The 15009-nt window shown below is 51.1% G+C and carries 17 protein-coding genes and 4 pseudogenes; 6 read left to right on the top strand and 15 right to left on the bottom strand.

Features of this window, described 5'->3' with window-relative positions; genetic code table 11:
- Positions 1-6 precede the first annotated feature (6 nt).
- Both C4F37_RS18725 and ytfE read left to right on the top strand, forming a co-directional pair.
- A complete protein-coding gene (locus C4F37_RS18725) occupies positions 7-972 on the top strand; it encodes a DMT family transporter (RefSeq protein WP_001301505.1) in 966 nt (321 codons plus the stop codon).
- 107 nt (positions 973-1079) lie between these two features.
- On the top strand, positions 1080-1742 hold the full coding sequence (ytfE, locus tag C4F37_RS18730) for an iron-sulfur cluster repair protein YtfE (protein WP_000331456.1): 663 nt from the start codon (positions 1080-1082) through the stop codon (positions 1740-1742).
- A gap of 44 nt (positions 1743-1786) precedes the next feature.
- Here ytfE and cycA read toward each other — a convergent pair whose 3' ends face one another.
- Positions 1787-3199: a D-serine/D-alanine/glycine transporter gene (gene cycA / locus C4F37_RS18735; RefSeq protein ID WP_000228346.1), complete on the bottom strand. Its 1413-nt coding sequence runs from the start codon at positions 3197-3199 to the stop codon at positions 1787-1789.
- 308 nt (positions 3200-3507) lie between these two features.
- A complete protein-coding gene (gene fklB / locus C4F37_RS18740; RefSeq protein WP_000211225.1) occupies positions 3508-4128 on the bottom strand; it encodes an FKBP-type peptidyl-prolyl cis-trans isomerase in 621 nt (206 codons plus the stop codon).
- Positions 4129-4346: 218 nt separating this feature from the next.
- Between fklB and ytfB the strand changes: the two genes are divergently transcribed.
- Positions 4347-4985 (top strand): cell division protein YtfB, encoded by a 639-nt coding sequence (gene ytfB / locus C4F37_RS18750; protein WP_001119471.1) that lies wholly within the window; start codon positions 4347-4349, stop codon positions 4983-4985.
- Here ytfB and C4F37_RS18755 read toward each other — a convergent pair.
- Both C4F37_RS18755 and C4F37_RS18760 read right to left on the bottom strand, forming a co-directional pair.
- Positions 4969-5076, bottom strand: a pseudogene (locus C4F37_RS18755) (TetR/AcrR family transcriptional regulator); the annotation flags it as partial. The gene ytfB and the pseudogene C4F37_RS18755 sit on opposite strands and share 17 nt — an antisense overlap.
- 43 nt (positions 5077-5119) lie before the next feature.
- Positions 5120-6317, bottom strand: a pseudogene (locus tag C4F37_RS18760) (RNA-guided endonuclease InsQ/TnpB family protein).
- A 7-nt stretch (positions 6318-6324) separates the two neighbouring features.
- Between C4F37_RS18760 and tnpA the strand changes: the two are divergent.
- Positions 6325-6750, top strand: a pseudogene (gene tnpA, locus C4F37_RS18765) (IS200/IS605 family transposase); the annotation flags it as partial.
- A gap of 42 nt (positions 6751-6792) precedes the next feature.
- Here tnpA and C4F37_RS27390 read toward each other — a convergent pair.
- A pseudogene (locus C4F37_RS27390) lies at positions 6793-7107 on the bottom strand (TetR/AcrR family transcriptional regulator); the annotation flags it as partial.
- Between the two features lie 266 nt (positions 7108-7373).
- On the opposite strand from C4F37_RS27390, the gene C4F37_RS18775 reads away from it, so the two are divergent.
- Entirely contained in the window at positions 7374-8168 is a 795-nt protein-coding gene (locus C4F37_RS18775) for a DUF2686 family protein (RefSeq protein ID WP_001774131.1), read from the top strand.
- Positions 8169-8238: 70 nt separating this feature from the next.
- Here the strand turns inward: C4F37_RS18775 and rplI are convergent, their stop codons facing one another.
- The 4 genes from rplI to rpsF are packed head-to-tail and all read right to left on the bottom strand — an operon-like array spanning position 8239 to position 9678.
- Entirely contained in the window at positions 8239-8688 is a 450-nt protein-coding gene (gene rplI / locus C4F37_RS18780) for a 50S ribosomal protein L9 (protein WP_001196062.1), read from the bottom strand.
- A 41-nt stretch (positions 8689-8729) separates the two neighbouring features.
- A complete protein-coding gene (gene rpsR, locus C4F37_RS18785) occupies positions 8730-8957 on the bottom strand; it encodes a 30S ribosomal protein S18 (protein ID WP_000135199.1) in 228 nt (75 codons plus the stop codon).
- A gap of 4 nt (positions 8958-8961) precedes the next feature.
- Positions 8962-9276, bottom strand: coding sequence for a primosomal replication protein N (gene priB, locus C4F37_RS18790; RefSeq protein ID WP_001296681.1), 315 nt, complete (start codon positions 9274-9276; stop codon positions 8962-8964).
- A 6-nt stretch (positions 9277-9282) separates the two neighbouring features.
- Positions 9283-9678 (bottom strand): 30S ribosomal protein S6, encoded by a 396-nt coding sequence (gene rpsF / locus C4F37_RS18795; RefSeq protein ID WP_001216676.1) that lies wholly within the window; start codon positions 9676-9678, stop codon positions 9283-9285.
- Positions 9679-10004: 326 nt separating this feature from the next.
- On the opposite strand from rpsF, the gene yjfY reads away from it, so the two are divergent.
- Positions 10005-10280 carry a DUF1471 family protein YjfY gene (yjfY, locus tag C4F37_RS18800; protein WP_000492914.1) on the top strand — a complete coding sequence of 92 codons (276 nt, stop codon included), beginning with the start codon at positions 10005-10007 and terminating at the stop codon, positions 10278-10280.
- Positions 10281-10408: 128 nt separating this feature from the next.
- Here the strand turns inward: yjfY and ulaF are convergent, their stop codons facing one another.
- The 6 genes from ulaF to ulaA are packed head-to-tail and all read right to left on the bottom strand — an operon-like array spanning position 10409 to position 14815.
- A complete protein-coding gene (gene ulaF / locus C4F37_RS18805; RefSeq protein ID WP_001170792.1) occupies positions 10409-11095 on the bottom strand; it encodes an L-ribulose-5-phosphate 4-epimerase UlaF in 687 nt (228 codons plus the stop codon).
- Positions 11095-11949, bottom strand: a complete 855-nt coding sequence (gene ulaE, locus C4F37_RS18810; RefSeq protein WP_000949511.1) for an L-ribulose-5-phosphate 3-epimerase UlaE — start codon at positions 11947-11949, stop codon at positions 11095-11097. The genes ulaF and ulaE overlap by 1 nt, the downstream gene beginning before the upstream one ends.
- 9 nt (positions 11950-11958) lie before the next feature.
- The gene (ulaD, locus tag C4F37_RS18815; protein ID WP_000056760.1) at positions 11959-12609 is read right to left on the bottom strand and encodes a 3-keto-L-gulonate-6-phosphate decarboxylase UlaD; all 651 of its coding nucleotides are present in this window, start codon (positions 12607-12609) and stop codon (positions 11959-11961) included.
- Between the two features lie 13 nt (positions 12610-12622).
- Positions 12623-13087: a PTS ascorbate transporter subunit IIA gene (gene ulaC, locus C4F37_RS18820; protein WP_000776510.1), complete on the bottom strand. Its 465-nt coding sequence runs from the start codon at positions 13085-13087 to the stop codon at positions 12623-12625.
- A 9-nt stretch (positions 13088-13096) separates the two neighbouring features.
- Positions 13097-13402 (bottom strand): PTS ascorbate transporter subunit IIB, encoded by a 306-nt coding sequence (ulaB, locus tag C4F37_RS18825; RefSeq protein WP_000218362.1) that lies wholly within the window; start codon positions 13400-13402, stop codon positions 13097-13099.
- A 15-nt stretch (positions 13403-13417) separates the two neighbouring features.
- Positions 13418-14815: a PTS ascorbate transporter subunit IIC gene (ulaA, locus tag C4F37_RS18830; protein WP_001540536.1), complete on the bottom strand. Its 1398-nt coding sequence runs from the start codon at positions 14813-14815 to the stop codon at positions 13418-13420.
- Positions 14816-15009: the final 194 nt, after the last annotated feature.

Raw genomic sequence — 15009 nt, forward strand, 5'->3', positions numbered from 1 at the left:
CCAGTAATGATTAGCGGCGTGCTGTACGCCCTGTTAGCAGGGTTGATGTGGGGGCTTATTTTTGTCGGGCCGTTGATCGTGCCGGAATACCCGGCGATGTTGCAGTCGATGGGGCGTTATCTGGCGTTAGGGTTAATTGCGCTGCCCATTGCCTGGCTGGGACGCGTGCGTCTGCGTCAGTTGGCGCGTCGCGACTGGCTTACCGCCTTGATGCTCACTATGATGGGCAACCTCATCTATTACTTCTGCCTTGCCAGTGCCATTCAACGTACTGGCGCGCCTGTTTCCACGATGATTATCGGCACCCTGCCGGTGGTCATTCCCGTCTTCGCCAATCTGCTTTATAGCCAGCGCGACGGCAAACTCGCGTGGGGAAAACTCGCCCCGGCACTGATTTGTATTGGCATCGGCCTGGCGTGTGTGAATATTGCTGAGTTAAACCACGGACTCCCCAATTTTGACTGGGCACGTTATACCTCTGGCATCGTGCTGGCGTTAGTTTCCGTGGTCTGCTGGGCGTGGTATGCCCTGCGCAACGCCCGCTGGCTGCGGGAAAATCCCGACAAACATCCAATGATGTGGGCGACGGCGCAGGCACTGGTCACGCTGCCGGTTTCTCTCATCGGCTATCTCGTCGCTTGTTACTGGCTGAATACGCAAACGCCGGACTTCTCCCTACCCTTTGGCCCCCGTCCGCTGGTGTTTATTAGTCTGATGATTGCGATAGCCGTGCTTTGCTCATGGGTTGGCGCACTCTGCTGGAACGTCGCCAGCCAGCGATTACCGACAGTGATTCTCGGGCCGCTGATTGTTTTCGAAACGCTGGCAGGTTTGCTGTACACCTTTTTACTCCGCCAGCAAATGCCGCCGCTAATGACGCTGAGCGGTATCGCGCTGTTAGTGATTGGCGTGGTCATCGCGGTCAGAGCAAAACCAGAAAAACCTTTAACTGAATCTGTCTCAGAAAGTTGACACGCTGGCAGTGAGTTAAATAAGTCTCTGCTACGTAAGGGTTATAGCTTTTGCCTTAAAGATGCATTTAAAATACATCTTATCTTATTAAGAATGAGGTATCAGCTATGGCTTATCGCGACCAACCTTTAGGTGAACTGGCGCTCTCTATTCCTCGCGCTTCAGCTCTGTTTCGTAAATATGATATGGATTACTGCTGCGGCGGTAAGCAAACGCTGGCGCGTGCGGCGGCACGTAAAGAACTGGATGTTGAGGTCATTGAAGCTGAACTGGCAAAGCTCGCTGAACAACCGATTGAGAAAGACTGGCGTAGCGCCCCGCTGGCAGAAATCATCGACCATATCATCGTGCGCTACCACGATCGTCACCGCGAGCAACTGCCGGAGCTGATTCTGCAAGCGACTAAAGTCGAGCGCGTTCACGCCGACAAACCGAGCGTGCCAAAAGGGCTGACAAAATACCTGACTATGCTGCATGAAGAGCTTTCCAGCCACATGATGAAAGAAGAGCAGATCCTCTTCCCGATGATCAAACAAGGCATGGGCAGCCAGGCAATGGGGCCAATCAGCGTAATGGAAAGCGAGCACGATGAAGCGGGCGAACTGCTGGAAGTGATCAAACACACCACCAATAACGTCACACCGCCGCCGGAAGCCTGCACCACCTGGAAAGCGATGTATAACGGCATTAATGAACTGATTGATGACCTGATGGATCACATCAGCCTGGAAAACAATGTACTGTTCCCACGCGCGCTGGCGGGTGAGTGATCTAAAAGCTGGATGGCATTGCGCCATCCAGCATGATAATGCGGTTATTTCCGCAGTTCAGCAGCCCGCTTCTTACCAATAAACAACCAGCCCAGCCCCAGCGCGATAAACCACAGCGGAGTGACCAGCAGCGCCTGGCGAGTGTCATCTTCCAGTGTCAGCAACACGACCACGAACACAAAGAACGCCATACATACCCAGCACATCAGCTTGCCGAGCGGCATCTTGTAGATCGACTTCTCATGCAGATGAGGACGCTGTTTGCGATACACAAGGTACGAGCAAAGGATAATTGTCCAGACGAACATAAACAGAATCGCGGAAACGGTTGTAATCATCGTGAACGCGCCAATCACGCTAGGATTCACATACAACATCACCACACCGCCGAGCAGGCAGATGCAGGAGAAGGTCAGCCCTTTCGCTGGTACTGCGCGCTTAGAAAGTTTAGCGAACGCTTTCGGTGCCACACCTTCCTGCGCCAGACCAAACAGCATACGGCTGGTAGAGAAGACGCCGCTGTTAGCGGAAGACGCCGCAGAGGTCAGTACCACAAAGTTGATCACACTTGCGGCAGCAGGCAGCCCCACCAACACGAACAGTTCAACAAACGGGCTTTTCTCCGGGACTACCGAACTCCACGGCGTCACGGACATAATCACAATCAGCGCGAAGACGTAGAACATAATGATACGGATCGGAATGGAGTTAATCGCGCGTGGCAGTGATTTCTCCGGATCTTTGGTTTCCGCAGCTGTTGTACCTACCAGCTCAATCCCCACGAAAGCGAAAACCGCTATCTGGAATCCGGCAAAGAAGCCACTTAAACCTTTCGGGAACCAGCCGCCATCGTTCCACAAATGCGCGAATGACGCTTCCACACCAGTCGGTGACTGAAAGTGCATCGCCACCATGACCAGGCCGACGACAATCAGCGACACGATGGCGACGATTTTGATCATCGCAAACCAGAACTCCATCTCACCGAACATTTTCACGGTGGCAAGGTTGAGCGTCAGCAGCAGCACTATCACCGCCAGCGAGGCGACCCAGTCGGAGAGATCGGGGAACCAGAACTGAGCATAAGCCGTGATCGCCACCACGTCTGCCATACCGGTTACAACCCAGCAGAACCAGTAAGTCCAGCCGGTGAAATATCCTGCCCACGGCCCGAGTAAATCGGAAGCGAAGTCACTAAAAGATTTGTATTCCAGATTCGAAAGCAGCAATTCCCCCATTGCCCGCATCACGAAAAAGAGCATAAAACCAATGATCATATAAACGAAAATGATCGACGGCCCGGCAAGGCTAATCGTTTTGCCGGACCCCATAAACAACCCCGTACCAATGGCACCGCCAATGGCAATAAGCTGAATATGTCGGTTTGTGAGATTGCGCCGTAGCGACTGTTCAGCCGGAGCCTGATCATCGGCAACGACTTTTACCTGATCTACCATGTTTTTTTCTTCCTGTACCTGTCTGTGTTGTTCAGGCTCTACGGCCTTTAGTCAGTCTATGATACGACGAATCTGTATCGGGACTCATCGATATTAGGTAACAATACGCGGGATGAATACTAAGATTTAGATCTAATGTTAATTTTATGTTTAAAGTGAGTGTCATATCACGGTGATAACGCGAAACAGCTCACAAAAATACACGCTTACGGGGTCTTTGCAACACAAAATAGCGCCGTTTGGCAAACTGAAGGGTTTATTGCTGCATGCCTGCTCCCCTCTGGTTCGAGGGGAACAGAATGCGCTGCTTAGAGGATTTCCAGCAGTTCGACTTCAAACACCAGGGTGCTGAACGGAGGGATGGACGCGCCTGCGCCACGCTCGCCATATGCCAGTTCCTGCGGGATAGTCAGTTCCCATTTAGAACCTACCGGCATCAGAGTCAGTGCTTCAATCCAGCCAGGGATCACGCCGTTAACCGGGAATTCAGCGGGTTCACCACGAGCAACGGAGCTGTCAAACACGGTGCCGTCGATCAGTTTACCGGTGTAATGAACACGAACGCGGTCGGTACGTGCCGGAATTGCGCCTTCACCCTGGTTGATCACGCGGAATTGCAGGCCAGATTCGGTGCTGTTCACACCTTCTTTTTTGGCATTTTCTTCAAGATATTTCACACCTTCAGCAGCCATCGCCTGGAAACGCTGACGACGAACGGCATCGGCGCGTTCGTGGATTTCACGCAGTGCGCGATGCACCACATCAACCGGAACAGCCGGATGTTTGCCTTCCAGCGCATCGGCAATACCTGCAACCAGTGCTTCTGGCAGCAGCCCTTCCAGGCCAGATTCACTCAGTTGTTGCCCTACCTGCAAACCAATGCCGTAGCTTGCTTGCGCTTCGATGGTGTCAAAAGTTGGGGTGGTCATCGTATTTCCTTTCTTAGGGTATAAAAGTAGCGGGCAGCATATCAGCCACACTTCTTTGGGTAAAACTTTGTCGCAGGAATGATGACAAATCCCGGGGAAAAAGAAACAATAGCAATATCCCGTATGAATATAATAAAGGCGGGTTTACCACGGACATCATAGCGTTAGCTTATTCATAGGCTATGATTGAGGAACAAGACGCGGAGCAGGAGGAAACCATGCCCGGGCGCTTTGAACTAAAACCAACCCTGGAGAAAGTCTGGCACGCGCCGGACAATTTTCGCTTCATGGACCCGCTGCCGCCGATGCATCGTCGGGGGATCATTATTGCCGCCATTGTATTGGTGGTCGGATTTCTGCTTCCATCTGATGATACGCCCAACGCGCCGGTGGTGACGCGTGAAGCGCAGTTAGATATTCAGTCGCAATCCCAACCGCCGACAGAAGAACAGCTGCGGGCGCAATTAGTCACACCACAAAATGATCCTGATCAGGTGGCTCCGGTCGCTCCAGAACCTATACAGGAAGGCCAGCCAGAAGAGCAGCCGCAAACTTCCCAAACGCAACCATTCCAGCCAGATAGCGGAATTGATAATCAATGGCGCTCTTACCGTGTCGAACCCGGTAAAACGATGGCGCAGCTGTTCCGCGACCACGGACTGCCCGCTACCGATGTCTATGCAATGGCGCAGGTAGAAGGCGCGGGTAAGCCGCTGAGTAATTTGCAAAACGGGCAGATGGTGAAAATCCGCCAGAACGCCAGCGGCGTGGTGACGGGCTTAACCATTGATACGGGGAATAATCAACAGGTCCTGTTCACCCGCCAGCCGGATGGCAGTTTTATTCGTGCGCGGTAGATGACGGGTCAACCAAAAGCCAGCTAAGGATTGTCTCTTTGATGACCTTACGTCTGGCTTCCTGTGCCTGGGGTGAAACCATACTGATGTGTTGACATCCTCCACGCCCTGAAGGACGTGGATCCCTGCTACGTTCAGGCTGTCGCCTGAATCATTTCGGTGGGTTCCTGCTTCAACGGGCGGCCTGACTGCACCATCTCTCCACAGGCAAGAACGGCGTGCCCCGCCGCTAAAATGTTACGAGCGCCATTTACATCAGCGTTCGCTGTATATCCACATGCCTGGCATCTGAATTTACTTTGTGACAGGCGATTTTCTTTCGCTGTATGACCACAGCACGCGCAACGCTGGCTTGTGTACGCTGGCGGAACAGCAAGCACCTGACCGCCACGCCAGAGCTGCTTGTACTCAAGCTGGCGGCGCATTTCATACCAGCCCTGATCCAGTATCGAACGGTTTAAACCTGATTTTGCCCGGACATTGCGCCCCGGCTGGCTGACCGAACCCGCTGCTGACTTTGACATGTTGCTGACCTTCAAATCCTCAATGACTATCATTGCGTGGTTTTTGCTGACGGTCGTTGTGACTTTGTGAAGGTAGTCCCTGCGGATATTTGCGATACGGGAATGCAGTCGCTGTATTTTGCGTTTCTGCTTCTGCCAGTTGTTGCTGAATTTGACCTTGCGGCTTAACTGTCGCTGAAGTCTCGCCAGCGTCTTCTGGTTTTTCTGAAAACTGTTTACAGGCCCAAAGACTGTGCCATCTGACAGCGTGGCGAGTTTAGCCACGCCAGCATCCAGTCCGACCATTAATGCTGAAGGGTGAACCGGAGTTGATACTTCATTTTCAGTCTGAATACTGATGTACCACTTACCGCAGGACTGGCTGACAGTGACATTTTTCACAACTCCCGTAACCTGACGGCTATTCCGGTAGCGCATCCAGCCAAGTTTCGGCAGAAAAATACGGCTGTTTTCCTGATCGAGCTTAACGCCCTGCGGGTAGCGGAATGCATCATTCTGTCCCCGCTTTTTGAATCGGGGAAAAGCAGCCCGATTCTGGAAGAAGTTTTTGTAAGCCCGCTCAAGGTCTTTCAGTGACTGTTGCAATGGCTGTGAGGGAGAATCTTTAAGCCATTGCGTTTCAGTGGCGTTTTTCCACTCAACCAGCCAGGAAGCCATTTTCCCGTAAGGGATGTATTTATTACCGGCCTCATGATTCTCATTCTGAAGCGCCAGAGCACGATTGAAAACGAAACGACATGCGCCTCATTTCACGCTCCTGTTGACCACCTGGTCTTAACTGGAATTTAAATGCCTGTAGTCGTTTCACAGGCCAAATGATACTTTGGTCTGTGAAAAAAGAAACCGATATCCGGCGTGGAAGGCATTGTGTTTTCCTGATGCATGTTCATCTGGTCTTTGTCACCAGATACCGACGTCAGATTTTTGACTATGACGCGACAGAAAAACTACGCACTTACTTTTCAAATGTATGTGCTGATTTTGAAACTGAACTGGTTGAAATGGATGGCGAACCAGATCACGTCCATTTGTTAATTAACTATCCTCCCAAACTGGCGATATCCAGTCTGGTAAACAGCCTCAAAGGCGTATCGAGTAGGTTACTGCGACGAGATCGACCAGATATTGCAGTCAGGTATTACTACAAAGGCGTTTTGTGGAGTCCTGGCTATTTTGCCAGTAGCTGCGGAGGTGCGCCAATATCCGCCATCCGTCAATACATTGAACAACAGCAAACACCTGGTCAGGTGGAAAACCGCGCCGTATATCCCCGCCCTGAAGGACGGGGTTTTACGGCGCACCGGATAAACCAGGCCAAGCGTATGCTGGTTGATCAAATAATATCCGCCAAGCGCAGCAATATTAATATTCACCTGCAATGGGTCGATATCTGGCTTAAAAATATTGTGTTTCTTCCCTTCATCCAATAAGGATTCCATTAACTGCAAGTGCGCATGGTTAATTTCTAAGAGACGCTGTGATTTTGCATAATGCACACCTTTACTTTGATTTTCACTATGCACAATTTTTAAAAACCAAGGATTAGCAATATAATAATCCCATGTAAAATCAATAATTTTCTCAATGGCTTTTTGTGGCTGGCTAACCTGCTGATTAACGAATACACCGATACCGACAGCGTAGAATAATTACATACCGCACAACAAGAATGGTAAGGCGTGGAAGTCATTTTCTCCCCGGGTGCATCGTTATATCCATAATGAGCGATTTTTGATATTAATATCTTTCACCATCCGCTATTTTCACCACTTCAGAAAACAAACTTATTTTTATTAATATCAATTCTTTTTCTTTGAACATTCAGCTGCGATATTTGTAAAAATATTAAACAGGTAACATTACAATGACATTACCAACCACTATTTATTCATTTCCTGCATATTTATCTCGTTTTTCGTCCACCAACAAACCAGTAAAATTAAAATTTCATCAATACGCACGCGCTACATTACTTTCAAATCGTGGAAGAGATCATAATTGCGATGGCAGACGTACTGTTGAGATCCACAAACTAGATCTCTCAGACTGGCAAGCATTCAATAAGTTAGCGACGAGGTGTAATGCTTACGATGGAATAACAATGAATGGTGATAATTCTTTTGGATGGAACCATGAAGCTACATTAGATAATATTCACGCCCAGAAATACAATAAAGCTTACACGGGTGCGAGGTTAACCGCAGAACTGAAATATTTATTGCAAGATGTCGAATCCTTCGAACCCAATAGTAAATACACAATACACGAAGTGGTTTTGGGACCTGGTTATGGTACTCCAGACTATACCGGCCAAACGATAGGATACGTTGTAACCCTTCCTGCCCAAATGCCTAATTGCTGGTCATCTGAACTACCAACAATCGATCTTTATATCGACCAACTTCGCACTGTTACAGGCGTTTCTAATGCCCTCGGATTCATCATTGCTGCATTGCTAAACGCGTATTCTGATTTACCCCATGATTTGAAAATTGGTCTGCGTTCCTTATCAAGTTCAGCAGCAATCTACTCGGGTTTGGGTTTCGAGCGAGTGCCGCAGGACCGAGACATAAGGAGTGATCGTATGCATCTAACGCCAGCAAACCATCCTGACTTATGGACACAAGAGAATGGTGAATGGATCTACTTGCGAAACTAATACCTGACGAAAAATAGAAAGCAAAACGCCGACCAATGGTCGGCGTTTTTACGTCTCGTTGAATAACGAATTATTCAGCTACTACGTTTACGATCACTTTCGCGAATACTTCGCTGTGAACCTGGAAGCTCACTTCGTGTTCGCCAGTGGTACGCAGAACGCCGTTCGGCAGACGAACTTCGCTCTTAGCCACTTCAACGCCAGCTGCAGTTACAGCGTCAGCGATGTCGCGAGTACCGATGGAACCGAACAGTTTACCTTCGTCGCCAGCTTTAGACGCGATGGTAACAGTTTCCAGTGCATTGATTTTCTCAGCGCGAGCATTAGCAGCTGCCAGAACTTCAGCCAGTTTAGCTTCCAGTTCAGCGCGACGTGCTTCGAAGAATTCAATGTTTTTCTTGGTAGCTGGAACAGCTTTACCCTGCGGTACCAGGAAGTTACGAGCATAGCCCGCTTTAACGTTTACCTGATCACCCAGGCTACCCAGGTTTGCTACTTTATCAAGCAGAATAACTTGCATTACCTTATCCTCTCAAAGTCGTATTAATGGACCGTGACCGATTACTGATGGCGATCAGTGTACGGCAGCAGGGACAGGTAGCGAGCGCGTTTGATAGCGCGAGCCAGCTGACGCTGGTATTTTGCACGGGTACCGGTGATACGGCTTGGGACAATCTTACCGCTTTCGGTGATGTAGTTTTTCAGCGTAGCGATATCTTTATAGTCGATCTCTTGAACGCCTTCCGCGGTGAAACGGCAGAACTTGCGACGACGGAAATAACGTGCCATATGGCTAGTCTCCAGAATCTATCAATTCAATCTGCTCGGCATGCAAAACCATTTTGCTCAGTCCGTTCTTTGCCTTGTGGCATGAAATGAACCCCTGAACGGTTATGCGACTGCCGACCGTTATACTGTGAGTAATGGCCTGGTTTTCGTGTCCGCTAACAATAACGGGCATTTGACACCATGCCTGCCGGTGAAAGCCGGCTTCCTCCTGCACAGAACGATGCTCAAGCACGAACTGGCAGTGAGGAATTCCTGATGGACTGACCTTTCGAAGGGGAGTCCTGCACACGGTGCCGGACAACACCAGACGGTTGGTCATCAGAAATTACTCTTCAGAATCCCCAGCTTCAGCATCATCAGCGGTTTCGTTTGCGAAATCATCGCGACGCTCACGGCGCTCGTCTTTCGCTTTAACCATCGGAGATGCTTCGGTAACAGCGTGCTTGGTACGCATAACCATGCTGCGGATAACGGCATCGTTGAAGCGGAAGGTAGTTTCCAGCTCATCGATCACTTCCTGCGGAGCTTCAACGTTCATCAGAACGTAGTGTGCTTTGTGCAGTTTGTTGATCGGGTAAGCCAGCTGACGGCGGCCCCAGTCTTCCAGACGGTGGATCTTGCCTTCTGCACCAGTGATGGCAGCAGTGTAGCGCTCGATCATGCCCGGAACCTGTTCGCTCTGGTCAGGATGGACCATAAAAACGATTTCGTAATGACGCATCGAATTGCTCCTTACGGATTATTCAGCCTCCTGTCTGGGTCAGCCGAATCCCGGGGAGGCAAGGAACGTGTTAAAGGTCGGCTGAAAAATGACGCGTTATAGTACTTGTATGCCTCGCTAAACTCAAGGGCAGAGCCGAAATAAATCTCCCCTTTCGCAATTAACCTCTAAACCGCTGATTTGGAGTTCATCACACTTCATCATGGTGTTTTTTCGAACAACTGCATCAGAAATGGTCACCATCAACTTCTTTATCATTGATTAAAATTAAATCAGAAGATCATCACAGAGGAGAGCACACAAAGTCAGCCGTCGAGGAGGTATCTATGTTCAGTCGAGTTTTAGCCCTTCTGGCTGTGCTTTTGCTAAGTGCAAATACATGGGCAGCCATTGAAATTAATAACCACCAGGCCAGAAATATGGACGATGTGCAAAGCTTAGGCGTGATTTATATCAACCATAACTTCGCCACTGAAAGTGAAGCACGTCAGGCATTAAATGAAGAGACAGATGCGCAAGGCGCAACGTACTACCACGTAATTCTGATGCGGGAACCGGGGAGTAACGGCAATATGCACGCCAGCGCGGATATTTATCGCTAGCACCAGGTATAACCAACGAAACATTGCCATAGTTTGCTTTGCCCCCTTCGCAGGGGGCTTTTTTTGAAAAACGGCTGCGGAATTAGACCAGTTATCTCCCGAGGAAGGAAATTTCCGCAGCGCGTGTTCTACTTCTGCCCGTAATAAGCGTTAGGACCGTGTTTACGCATGAAGTGTTTATTCATCAGGAAGCTGTCGATGTGATTGAGTTGTGGGTTAATACTGCGCGCAATCCACGCCATTTTCGCCACTTCTTCCATCACCACCGCGTTATGCACCGCATCGTGGGCATCTTTCCCCCAGGCGAACGGTCCGTGCTGATACACCACAATTCCCGGCGTATGCAGCGGCTCGGCGTTGCCCAGCGTTTCGATAATCACTTTGCCGGTGTTCAGTTCATACTCGCCCTGCACCTCTTCTTCGCTTAACCCGCGCGTACACGGAATGTCGCCAAAGAAGTAGTCAGCGTGCGTGGTGCCTAACGCCGGGATCGCCAGCCCCGCCTGCGCCCATGCGGTGGCATGAGTGGAGTGGGTATGGACAATGCCGCCAAGCGACGGGTAACGACGGTAGAGTTCGAGATGCGTCGCAGTGTCGGAAGATGGGCGATACTCCCCTTCCACCACCTTGCCGCTCATATCAACCACCACCATATCGGCCGCTTTCATGGTTTCGTAGGCAACGCCGCTGGGTTTGATCACCACCAGCCCGCGTTCGCGGTCGATAGCGCTGACGTTGCCCCAGGTAAAGGTCACCAGCCCATAGCGCGGCAGATCCATGTTGGCTTCAAACACCTGCTGTTTTAGCTTTTGCATTATGCCGCCTCCACCATGCCTGCTTTGGCCATGCGCGCTTTCACCCAATCGCGCGCTTTCGCCACTTCTGCCGCCGGGTCTTCCGCCGTTTCGCTCCACATCTCAATCAGGTACGGCCCGCAATAGCCACTCTGTTTGAGCGTTTCGAAACAACGTTCGAAATCCACTACACCTTCGCCAAACGGCACGTTTTTGAAGACGCCAGGTTTGGTGTCTTTCACATGTACCGCGACGATATGCCCGATTCCGGCCTGCAACTCCATCTGCACATCGTTGTCCCACGCCGACAGGTTGCCGATATCCGGGTAGAGCTGGAACCACGGATTGTTGAGATAGTGCGCGTAGCCCAGCGCCTTGCTGATGGAGTTCATCAACGGATAATCCATGATCTCCATCGCCAGCGTCACCTGCGCGCGGCTTGCCATCTCAACGCTCTCTTTCAGGCCGTCACGGAAACGACGACGCGTTTCGTTATTGGCTTCCTGATAGTAAACGTCATAGCCCGCCAGCTGGATCACGCGAATACCGACATCCTGGGCGAACTGGATAGCTTTACGCATAATCTCCAGCCCCTGCGCCCGCACCGCGTCATCTTCACTGCCCAGCGGGAAACGACGATGAGCAGAAAGGCACATGGACGGCACGCGCACGCCGGTTTCAACAATCGCATTGACCAGCGCCAGACGCTGCTCGCGGCTCCAGTCGAGGCGCGACAGGCGCTCGTCCGTTTCATCTACCGACATCTCGACAAAATCGAAGCCCAACGTTTTTGCCAGTTGCAGGCGTTCCAGCCAGCACTCCCCGGCGGGGAGCGCTTTTTCATAGATGCCAAGCGGGATTTGTTTGGACAACATATCCGCTCCTTAGCCCCACAGTTCAGCGATGGAACGTTTGAACTGACGTGCGGCTTCCACCGGAGAAGCGGCATCACGGATACTACGGCCCGCGATAAAGACGTGAATCGGAATACCCTTGAACAGCGGCAGATCTTCCAGCGCCAGGCCTCCGGTGACGGTGACTTTGAAGCCCATATCGGAAAGACGTTTGATCGCGGTGATGTCCGCTTCGCCCCACGCCACGCCTGCGGCCTGCGCGTCACGGCTGCGGTGATAAACCACCTGCTGAATGCCTGCATCGCGCCACTGTTGCGCCTGTTCCCAGGTCCAGTAACCGGTCAGTTCGATCTGCACGTCGCCGTTAAACTCTTTTGCCACGTCCAGCGCGCCTTTGGCGGTGTTGATATCCGCACAGCAAATTACCGTCACCCAGTCAGCGTTGGCTTCGAAGCACATACGCGAAAGGATTTTGCCTGCATCGGCAATTTTGGCGTCTGCCAGTACGATTTTGTGCGGGTAGAGCGCTTTCAGGTCACGAACCGCACGCACGCCTTCGCCCACGCACAGAATGGTGCCCACTTCGATAATGTCGACTTCTTCGGCAATCAGGCGAGTGGTTTCGTAGGCGCTATCCATAGTCTGGTTGTCCAGCGCGACTTGCAACATCGGTAATGACATGTTCAATTCCTTCTTAAGCTGCCGCGTTGGTGCGGTCAATGAGATCCAGTACTTCCTGCTCGGTACGGCAGGCGCGTAAACGGTCAAAATTCTCTTCATCTTCAAACAGGTTGACGATCTGCATGATGCCCACTTCCTGGTGAGTATTGGCATCGACCGCCGCCATGGTGATGAGGATATCCACCGGATCGTTGTCGTCGTGGTTAAATTCCAGCGGCTTTTTCAGCGTTACCAGAGAGAAACCTGTTTTCTTAACACCCTCTTCCGGCCGCCCGTGCGGCATCGCCAGCCCCGGAGCGATAACGAAATAAGGGCCAAACTGTTCCACGCCATCCAGAATCGCCTGGTAATAGCGCGGCTCGACAACATCCGCCGCCACCAGCAGGTCAACGCCGATTTTCACTGCGTCCTGCCATGTCTCTGCTTCAGCCTGCAGGCGGATGGATTTATTTTCCGCCAGCGAATCACGTAATTTCATGGCGCGTCCTTACTTCACATCCTGCGGGAAATGCTCTTTGATCACTTCCAGCAGTTTCGGGCCAAAGTCAGCAGGAGAGAGCATGTTGCGCACGCCAACCACGTATTTGTTGCCGGTCACGGTGATTTCGCCCGCAATGTGCGTAGAAGCGATGATGATATCCGCGCCGCTCAACTCGCTTTTGTATTCGCCAACCGCGCAGCTGTTTACCGTGTGGTCAATGTTTGATTGGGTTAAAAACTGGTCCACTTTCATCTTCATGATCATGGAACTGCCTTGTCCGTTGCCACACACAGCCAGAATACGTACGGTCATAATCAAAACTCCTTATTAAGCAGACTGTTCTGCCAGTTGTTTTTCTGCATCTTCTTCTGCGCGCAGCGCGCGGCCAGCGAAGAACATATAAGCCAGTGCAATTACAATGATGACGGCCATAAAGGCGATACCGATGGAGAAGAAGCCTTGCATCATCGGCGGTGCCAGAATCGACCAGTCCGCCATGCCCATCCAGGCACTCATACCGGTGAGTTTCACCGCCCAGACGCAACCAAAGATTTCGATCATCCCCATCACCAGACAAATCTTCAGCGCCGCACGCCAGCCGCCGAAGTGGTTAGCGAACACGCCGATGGTGGCGTTGGAGAAGAACATCGGGATAAAGCCGGGAATAATCAGGATCGAGGAACCGCAGGCGACCAGGATGCCAACCGCAATCAGCTGACCGATGGTGCCCCACATAAAGCCCCAAACCACGGCGTTCGGCGCGAAGCTATAGATAGCCGCACAGTCAATCTCCAGAACCGCACCAGGGATCAGGCGCTGGGAGATACCGTTAAATGCTTCAGAGAGTTCCGCCACAAACATGCGCACGCCCTGAGTGATGATGAAGATCGCCACCGCGAAGGAGAAACCAGTTTGCAGGATGTACACCGTCCAGTTCACTTTGCCTGCCATCGCCTGCACAGTGTCGATACCGAAGGAGAGCAGAATGGCACCAAAGAAGATGGTCATCACAATCGCCGTGGAGACGATGTTGTCGTGGAAAATATTCAGCCAGCCTGGCAGTTTGAGGTCTTCAACGCTTTCCTCTTTTTTGCCGAGGAACGGCGCAACTTTATAGGCAATCCATGATGCAAACTGTTGCTGGTGACCGATGGAGAAACCGCAGCCGTCCGTCACTTCCTGAGTCGGCTTGTACATCATGTTGGAGGTAATGCCCCAGTAGAGCGAAACCAGAATCGCCGTGCAGATAATGGTTGTCCACATGGAGTAGCCGAAAATAAACAACGTAACGGCAATCAGCCCCGCCTGCTGGAACATGATATGACCAGTCAGCATGATGGTACGAATACCGGTAATGCGACGCAGCAGCACGTAACAGATGTTCAGCGCCAGCGCTAACAACACCGCGTAACCTACCCAGCTATAGGCATCGCCCATGCGGTCGATGGTTGTCATCATCGACGCGTAAGTATCGGAAATTGCGCCGTTAATGCCGTAGACTTCGGACATTTTCGCCACCACCGGTTTGAAGGTGCTGGTGAGGATGCCGGACCCTGCCTGCAACAACATGAAACCAATTATGGTTTTAATCGTGCCTTTAATAATAACGCTGACACTTTTGCGCAGTAGGATGTAGCCCAGACAGGTCACAATACCCAGCAACAACGGGGCATTGGTCATGACCTGGTTAAAAAACACGGTAAAGATGTTGTAGAGGATCTCCATAACGATCTCCTGAAGAAGAGGTAACCGGGTATTCCGCACACCCGGAATGTTGTGCACTCACTCTAATTTTCAAAAGTAATCACAACAAGATTATTTATGATTAAATGTGACGCGACCCGCAAATAATTCCACACGGATAGAGTGGGATTCACACAACGAAACAATTATTTATTTAAATTCATTTAGTTAATTTA

It is taken from the genome of Escherichia sp. R1 (genome assembly GCF_003000935.1).
GTDB classification, from domain to species: Bacteria; Pseudomonadota; Gammaproteobacteria; order Enterobacterales; family Enterobacteriaceae; genus Escherichia; species Escherichia coli.

Coding starts and splice junctions, on each gene's coding strand:
- ulaC (WP_000776510.1), bottom strand. CDS start 13,087: ATGAAATTACGTGATTCGCTGGCGGAAAATAAATCCATCCGCCTGCAG.
- ulaD (WP_000056760.1), bottom strand. CDS start 12,609: ATGTCATTACCGATGTTGCAAGTCGCGCTGGACAACCAGACTATGGAT.
- cycA (WP_000228346.1), bottom strand. CDS start 3,199: ATGGTAGATCAGGTAAAAGTCGTTGCCGATGATCAGGCTCCGGCTGAA.
- rplI (WP_001196062.1), bottom strand. CDS start 8,688: ATGCAAGTTATTCTGCTTGATAAAGTAGCAAACCTGGGTAGCCTGGGT.
- ytfB (WP_001119471.1), top strand. CDS start 4,347: ATGCCCGGGCGCTTTGAACTAAAACCAACCCTGGAGAAAGTCTGGCAC.
- C4F37_RS18775 (WP_001774131.1), top strand. CDS start 7,374: ATGACATTACCAACCACTATTTATTCATTTCCTGCATATTTATCTCGT.
- rpsR (WP_000135199.1), bottom strand. CDS start 8,957: ATGGCACGTTATTTCCGTCGTCGCAAGTTCTGCCGTTTCACCGCGGAA.
- yjfY (WP_000492914.1), top strand. CDS start 10,005: ATGTTCAGTCGAGTTTTAGCCCTTCTGGCTGTGCTTTTGCTAAGTGCA.
- fklB (WP_000211225.1), bottom strand. CDS start 4,128: ATGACCACCCCAACTTTTGACACCATCGAAGCGCAAGCAAGCTACGGC.
- rpsF (WP_001216676.1), bottom strand. CDS start 9,678: ATGCGTCATTACGAAATCGTTTTTATGGTCCATCCTGACCAGAGCGAA.
- ulaE (WP_000949511.1), bottom strand. CDS start 11,949: ATGTTGTCCAAACAAATCCCGCTTGGCATCTATGAAAAAGCGCTCCCC.
- ulaA (WP_001540536.1), bottom strand. CDS start 14,815: ATGGAGATCCTCTACAACATCTTTACCGTGTTTTTTAACCAGGTCATG.
- ulaB (WP_000218362.1), bottom strand. CDS start 13,402: ATGACCGTACGTATTCTGGCTGTGTGTGGCAACGGACAAGGCAGTTCC.
- ulaF (WP_001170792.1), bottom strand. CDS start 11,095: ATGCAAAAGCTAAAACAGCAGGTGTTTGAAGCCAACATGGATCTGCCG.
- ytfE (WP_000331456.1), top strand. CDS start 1,080: ATGGCTTATCGCGACCAACCTTTAGGTGAACTGGCGCTCTCTATTCCT.
- priB (WP_001296681.1), bottom strand. CDS start 9,276: ATGACCAACCGTCTGGTGTTGTCCGGCACCGTGTGCAGGACTCCCCTT.
- C4F37_RS18725 (WP_001301505.1), top strand. CDS start 7: ATGATTAGCGGCGTGCTGTACGCCCTGTTAGCAGGGTTGATGTGGGGG.